Consider the following 290-nt stretch of genomic DNA (forward strand, 5'->3'; position numbering starts at 1 on the left):
TGATTCGCTATTCACAGCATCTGCCAATGGATACATACGCGTCCCTAAAGAAGCTGCCCCATCGATACGGAGTGTAACTCCAGAAATAAAACCTGCCGCTTCTGAGAGCAAATAACAGATTGCTGAAGAAATTTCGGACTCTGTTCCCATCCGTTTGAGTGGCACATTACCTGCCAAGCTTGGAATAATAAATTTGGCAAAATCACCTGAATAATTATCCATTCCTGATGAGATAATCCATCCAGGTGCGACACAGTTCACCCGAACACCTGAACATCCCCATTCTACAG

1 protein-coding gene is annotated in these 290 nt (G+C 44.5%); it reads right to left on the bottom strand.

Annotated elements, in window-relative coordinates; genetic code table 11:
* On the bottom strand, positions 1-290 hold a 290-nt coding region (locus tag FLQ44_RS23355), incomplete at both ends, for an SDR family oxidoreductase (protein ID WP_147696230.1).

The organism is Vogesella mureinivorans (assembly GCF_007644035.1).
In the GTDB taxonomy this organism is placed as follows: domain Bacteria; phylum Pseudomonadota; class Gammaproteobacteria; order Burkholderiales; family Chromobacteriaceae; genus Vogesella; species Vogesella mureinivorans.